This window comes from Arthrobacter sp. Y3223164, assembly GCF_059091005.1.
Window position 1 is genome coordinate 1 of the sequence record NZ_JBNHGF010000229.1, and the last position, 4,643, is coordinate 4,643.

Annotated in this window: 6 protein-coding genes; 4 read left to right on the top strand and 2 right to left on the bottom strand. The window is 68.1% G+C overall.

Annotated features, from left to right (window positions below; genetic code table 11):
- The 3 genes from AC5RUJ_RS11415 to AC5RUJ_RS11425 all read left to right on the top strand — a co-directional run.
- Positions 1–978, top strand: a 978-nt coding sequence (locus AC5RUJ_RS11415; protein WP_494155887.1) for an ABC transporter permease, incomplete at its 5' end; no start/stop codon positions are given.
- A complete protein-coding gene (locus AC5RUJ_RS11420; protein ID WP_494128354.1) occupies positions 971–1,978 on the top strand; it encodes an iron chelate uptake ABC transporter family permease subunit in 1,008 nt (335 codons plus the stop codon). The genes AC5RUJ_RS11415 and AC5RUJ_RS11420, both read left to right, overlap by 8 nt.
- On the top strand, positions 1,975–2,733 hold the full coding sequence (locus tag AC5RUJ_RS11425; RefSeq protein ID WP_493979500.1) for an iron ABC transporter ATP-binding protein: 759 nt from the start codon (positions 1,975–1,977) through the stop codon (positions 2,731–2,733). The genes AC5RUJ_RS11420 and AC5RUJ_RS11425 overlap by 4 nt, the downstream gene beginning before the upstream one ends.
- Before the next feature lie 84 nt (positions 2,734–2,817).
- Here the strand turns inward: AC5RUJ_RS11425 and AC5RUJ_RS11430 are convergent, their stop codons facing one another.
- Positions 2,818–3,417 carry a maleylpyruvate isomerase N-terminal domain-containing protein gene (locus AC5RUJ_RS11430; RefSeq protein WP_494000397.1) on the bottom strand — a complete coding sequence of 200 codons (600 nt, stop codon included), beginning with the start codon at positions 3,415–3,417 and terminating at the stop codon, positions 2,818–2,820.
- An 86-nt stretch (positions 3,418–3,503) separates the two neighbouring features.
- Positions 3,504–3,698, bottom strand: a complete 195-nt coding sequence (locus AC5RUJ_RS11435; RefSeq protein WP_494000398.1) for a hypothetical protein — start codon at positions 3,696–3,698, stop codon at positions 3,504–3,506.
- Positions 3,699–3,853: 155 nt separating this feature from the next.
- Here AC5RUJ_RS11435 and AC5RUJ_RS11440 point away from each other — a divergent pair.
- Positions 3,854–4,643: DUF8688 domain-containing protein (locus AC5RUJ_RS11440; RefSeq protein WP_494155888.1), on the top strand; the 790-nt coding region annotated here is incomplete at its 3' end.

A 4,643-nucleotide genomic window follows, 5' to 3' on the forward strand; every position in this document is an offset into this window, starting at 1 on the left:
GGACGCTCCCGCGCCCGCGGATCCGGGTCCCAGCTCGCCTGGGCGGCCACCGCCGTCGTCGTCCTGGCCATTGCCAGCATGTTTGTGGGCGTCAGCGACGTGTCGCTGCCTGCCCTGCTGGCCGGCGACCAGAAGGCCTGGGACATTTTCTGGATCAGCCGGCTGCCGCGCACCCTGTCGGTCATCCTGGCCGGCGCGGCGCTGGGGATTGCCGGGCTGATCATGCAGCTGATGGCACGGAACAAATTCGTGGAGCCGTCCACCGTGGGCACCGTGGAGTCTGCCTCGCTGGGCATCCTGGTGGTCACGGTGGCGATCCCCGGTGCCACCCTGTTGGCCAAGATGTCCGTGGCGACCGTGTTTGCGGCCGCCGGGACCGGCCTGTTCCTGCTGGTGCTGCGCCGGATCCCGCTGCGCAACACGCTCATCGTGCCGCTGGTGGGCATCATGCTGGGCGGCGTCATCGCCGCGGTGACCACGTTCTTCGCCTACCGCTTCGACCTGCTGCAGACGCTGAACAGCTGGATGATCGGCGACTTCTCCGGCGTGCTCCGCGGCCGCTACGAGCTCCTCTGGATTGTCGCGCTGCTCGCGGTGATCGGCTACCTGTGCGCGGACCGCTTCACGATGGCCGGCATGGGGCAGGAATTCTCCACCAATCTGGGCCTGCACTACGGCCGGATCCTGACGCTCGGGCTGGTCATCGTCTCGCTGATCAGCGCCGTGGTGGTGGTCAACATCGGCGCCATTCCGTTCCTGGGGCTGGTGGTGCCCAACCTGGTGTCGCTGGCGTTCGGCGACAGCGCCCGCCGCGCGGTTCCCTGGGTCGCGGTCTTCGGTGCGGGCTTTGTGCTGCTGTGCGACATCATCGGCCGCACCATCCGCTACCCCTACGAAATCCCGGTGGGCGTGATCGTCTCCGCCGTCGGCAGCGCCGTCTTCCTCTACCTGCTGCTGAGGACCCGCAAGAATGGCTGATTCGGTACTTCCCGCCGCGCTGACGCAGCGCAAGCGCCGCACCCTCACCACGGTCCGGCCGCGGACCTGGATTATTTTGTTGGGCCTGCTGACGGCCGCCCTCGTGGCGGTGTTCATGACCATCGACCTGCGCGGCAACCTCGGCTACATCCTGCCCCGGCGTGCCATCAAGGTCGGTTCGATGCTGCTGGTGGCGTACGCCGTGGGCGTGTCCACGGTGTTGTTCCAGACGGTGACCGCCAACCGGATCCTGACCCCGTCGATCATGGGCTTCGATGCCCTTTACATGCTGATCCAGACCGGGCTGACCTTCGCGATCGGCGGGCAGGCGCTGCTGAGCCTGGGCGCGCCGGTGCGCTTCGTGATCGAAGTGATGCTGATGGTGGGCTTCTCCTTCCTGATCTACCGCTGGCTGTTCACCGGCGGCGGCAAGAGCCTGCACCTGATGCTGCTGGTGGGCATCGTGTTCGGGACCATGTTCCGCGGCATCTCCTCGCTGCTGCAGCGGCTGATCGACCCGAGCGAATTCATCATCCTGCAGGACCTGTTTTTCGCCAGCTTTAACAACGTGGACGGCGTGCTGCTGGCCGTGTCCGCGGTGGCCGTGGCCGCGGCCACCGTCCCGGTCTGGCGGATGCGCCGGCAGCTGGACGTGCTGGCGCTGGGCCGGGACACGGCGCTGAACCTGGGCGTGGACCACCGGCGGGCCGTGACCACCGTCCTGATGCTGTGCGCCATCCTGGTGGCCGTTTCCACCGCACTGGTGGGCCCGATCACGTTCTTTGGCCTGCTGGTGGCCAGCCTGGCCTACCTGCTGTGCTCGCACTTCCGGCACGTGTACGTGCTGCCCATCGCCGTGCTGCTGGGCGCCATCGCCCTGGTCGGCGGCCAGCTGGTCCTCGAGCAGGTGTTCGGTTTCGATACCGCGCTGAGCATCGTCATTGAATTCGCCGGCGGCATCCTGTTCATCGCCCTGCTGCTGAAAGGCTCCATCAAATGATCCACGTCTCCGGAGTCTCCAAGACCTACGGCACGCAGACCGTGGTGGACGACGTCAGCTGCTACATCAAGGACGGCGGCATCACCTCGATCATCGGGCCGAACGGCGCCGGCAAGTCCACGCTGCTGTCCATGGTCTCCCGGCTGCTGCCCATGGACGCCGGGGCGGTGACCATCGACGGGCTCGACGTCGGCAAGACCGCGGGCAAGGAACTGGCCCGCAAGATGGCCATCCTGCGCCAGGACAACCAGCTGACCGTCCGCCTGACCGTACGGGACCTGGTGGGCTTCGGCCGTTTCCCGCACAACAACGGCCGGCCGGGCCCGGCCGACCTCGTCCAGATCGAGCAGGCGCTGGCGTACCTGGACCTGACGTCGATGGCGGACAAGTTCGTGGACGAACTCTCCGGCGGCCAGCGGCAGCGGGCGTTCATCGCCATGGTGCTGGCCCAGGACACCGATTACCTGCTGCTGGACGAACCGCTGAACAACCTGGACATGAAGCACTCGGTGGAGATGATGCGGCTGCTGCGCCGGCTGACCGATGAGCTGGGCAAGACCGTGGTGCTGGTCATCCACGACATCAACTTCGCGTCCTGCTACTCGGACTCGATCATCGCCATGCGCTCCGGCCGCCTGGTGCACCAGGGCCCGCCGGCGCAGATCATGCAGCCGGACGTGCTGCGCGACGTGTACGACATCGACATCCGCATCGAGGAGATCGAGGGCAACAGGATCGGCGTCTACTTCGCCTGAGGCCGGACGGCGGAGTTGTTGCCGCCACGGGGCCCCGGAGGGCCCGGCCGGCGAGGCCGGCAGGGTCGGCAGGGCGACACGGCGTCAGACCACGGAAAAATCGCCGGGCAGCATGGTCCGCCCGGTCAGGGCCAGCAGCACCTGCGCCCCGTCGCCGCGTTCGGCGGCAATCTCCATGGCCAGCCGCCCGGCTTCCAGCTCCACGCCGCGCGGCAGCTCCGCCACCAGGCCGCAGGCCCGGGACAGGTCGAGCGTGTGCACCGCAAGTTCGAAGATCCGGGTGGGCAGGTAGTCGCTGAAGCGCATCCCGCCGGCGGCCGTCTCGATGACCCGGTCCTCGGTCAGCGGCAGCGTGTTTTCCAGCTGGGCCAGCAGCCGGTCCACCATATCCACCGGGTGCGGGCCCAACTCCTTGCCGGCTGCCACGGCCCGTTCGGTGACGCCGGGATCATTGGCCAGTCCGGTGGCCAGGTAATAGTCCGCGGCCGATTCCACCTGGACAGTCTTGGCGGGGCGACCCAGGTAGGTCAGCACCGTGGACAGCGCCCGACTGGTATGTCCGGCGAGCGTCCGGACGCTCCAATCGTCCAGCCCGGGTGCGTTCCATGCGGTCGGCGGCACGTTTGCCAGCACCTCGCGGAAGTACCGGCCCGCGGACAGGAACGTTGCCGCCGATTCGATCATGCGCCCATGCTACGGCCGGCGGGCGGCCGCGACCAGCGTCCCCCTTCGTCCCGGCCGGTCCGGCCGGGAATGACCGCGGGAGTCGTTCAGGCGAGGCGCCGCAGCTCCGGCTTCCAGCCCGGGGCAGGTGCGGCGACGCCTGCGGCGACGTCATCCCAGAGGGCCTGCCAGCCCCGGTGCGCCCTGTTGCCGGCTTCGATCAGCTCGCCAAGTTCCGCTTCAATCTCGGCTTGGCAAGCGTCTGTATCAATGTCGTACCCGTCGATGGATGTGGACATCATGCACGCCTCCTCACAGTAAGCTTCCTTACCGACCCTACGGAGTCCCAGCATATCCCGCCATGGGGAGAACTACCCATCGCCGCTTTTAAGGCACGAATCGGCCGGTCCGCCTGCCTGCGTCGGCCGCCTGAATCCGCTGCACTAGGCTTGAAACCATGGCACCCGAGACCCACGCCGAGAGCATTGCACCGATTCTCACTCCGGAAGGCTGGGAGCTGCTGAATTCGCTCGGCCCCTATTCCGAGGCGGAGAGCCTGCACACCGGCACCGAACTGCGCAAGGCCGGCCACTCCCCCGAACTGGTCTCAGCCGCCATGACACAGTCCCGCCTGCGTGCGAAGGCCAAGGCGAAGTTCGGTCCGTTCGCGGAGAAAATGCTGTTCACCACGGCGGGGCTGGAACAGGCCACGCGGCTGAACATCGCGGCCCTGCACGCGCGGCGGTTCCAGGCCGCCGGGGTGGAGCACGTCGCGGACCTGGGCTGTGGAATCGGCGCGGACGCCATGGCGCTGGCCAGCCTGGACCGCAGAGTCACCGCCGTGGAACGGGACGAGACCACCGCCGCGGTGGCCACCATCAACCTGATGCCGTGGCCGACCGCGACCGTGGTCAATGCCGATGCGGAGGGACTGGACCTCACCGGGATCGACGGCGTGTGGCTGGACCCGGCGCGGCGGACGACGACGGCCTCGGGCACCACCCGGATCTTCGACCCGGAGGCGTTTTCTCCGCCGCTGTCCTTCGTGGAGAGGCTGGCTGACCGGGGAATGCCGGTCGGGGTCAAGCTCGGCCCGGGGATTCCCCATGAGGCGCTGCCCGACAACTGCGAGGCCCAATGGGTATCCGTCGACGGCGACGTGGTCGAGGCGGCGCTGTGGTTCAACCGGCTGGCGCGGCCGGGCATCCGGCGGGCGGCATTGGTCACCGGAGCCGGCGGCACCGCCG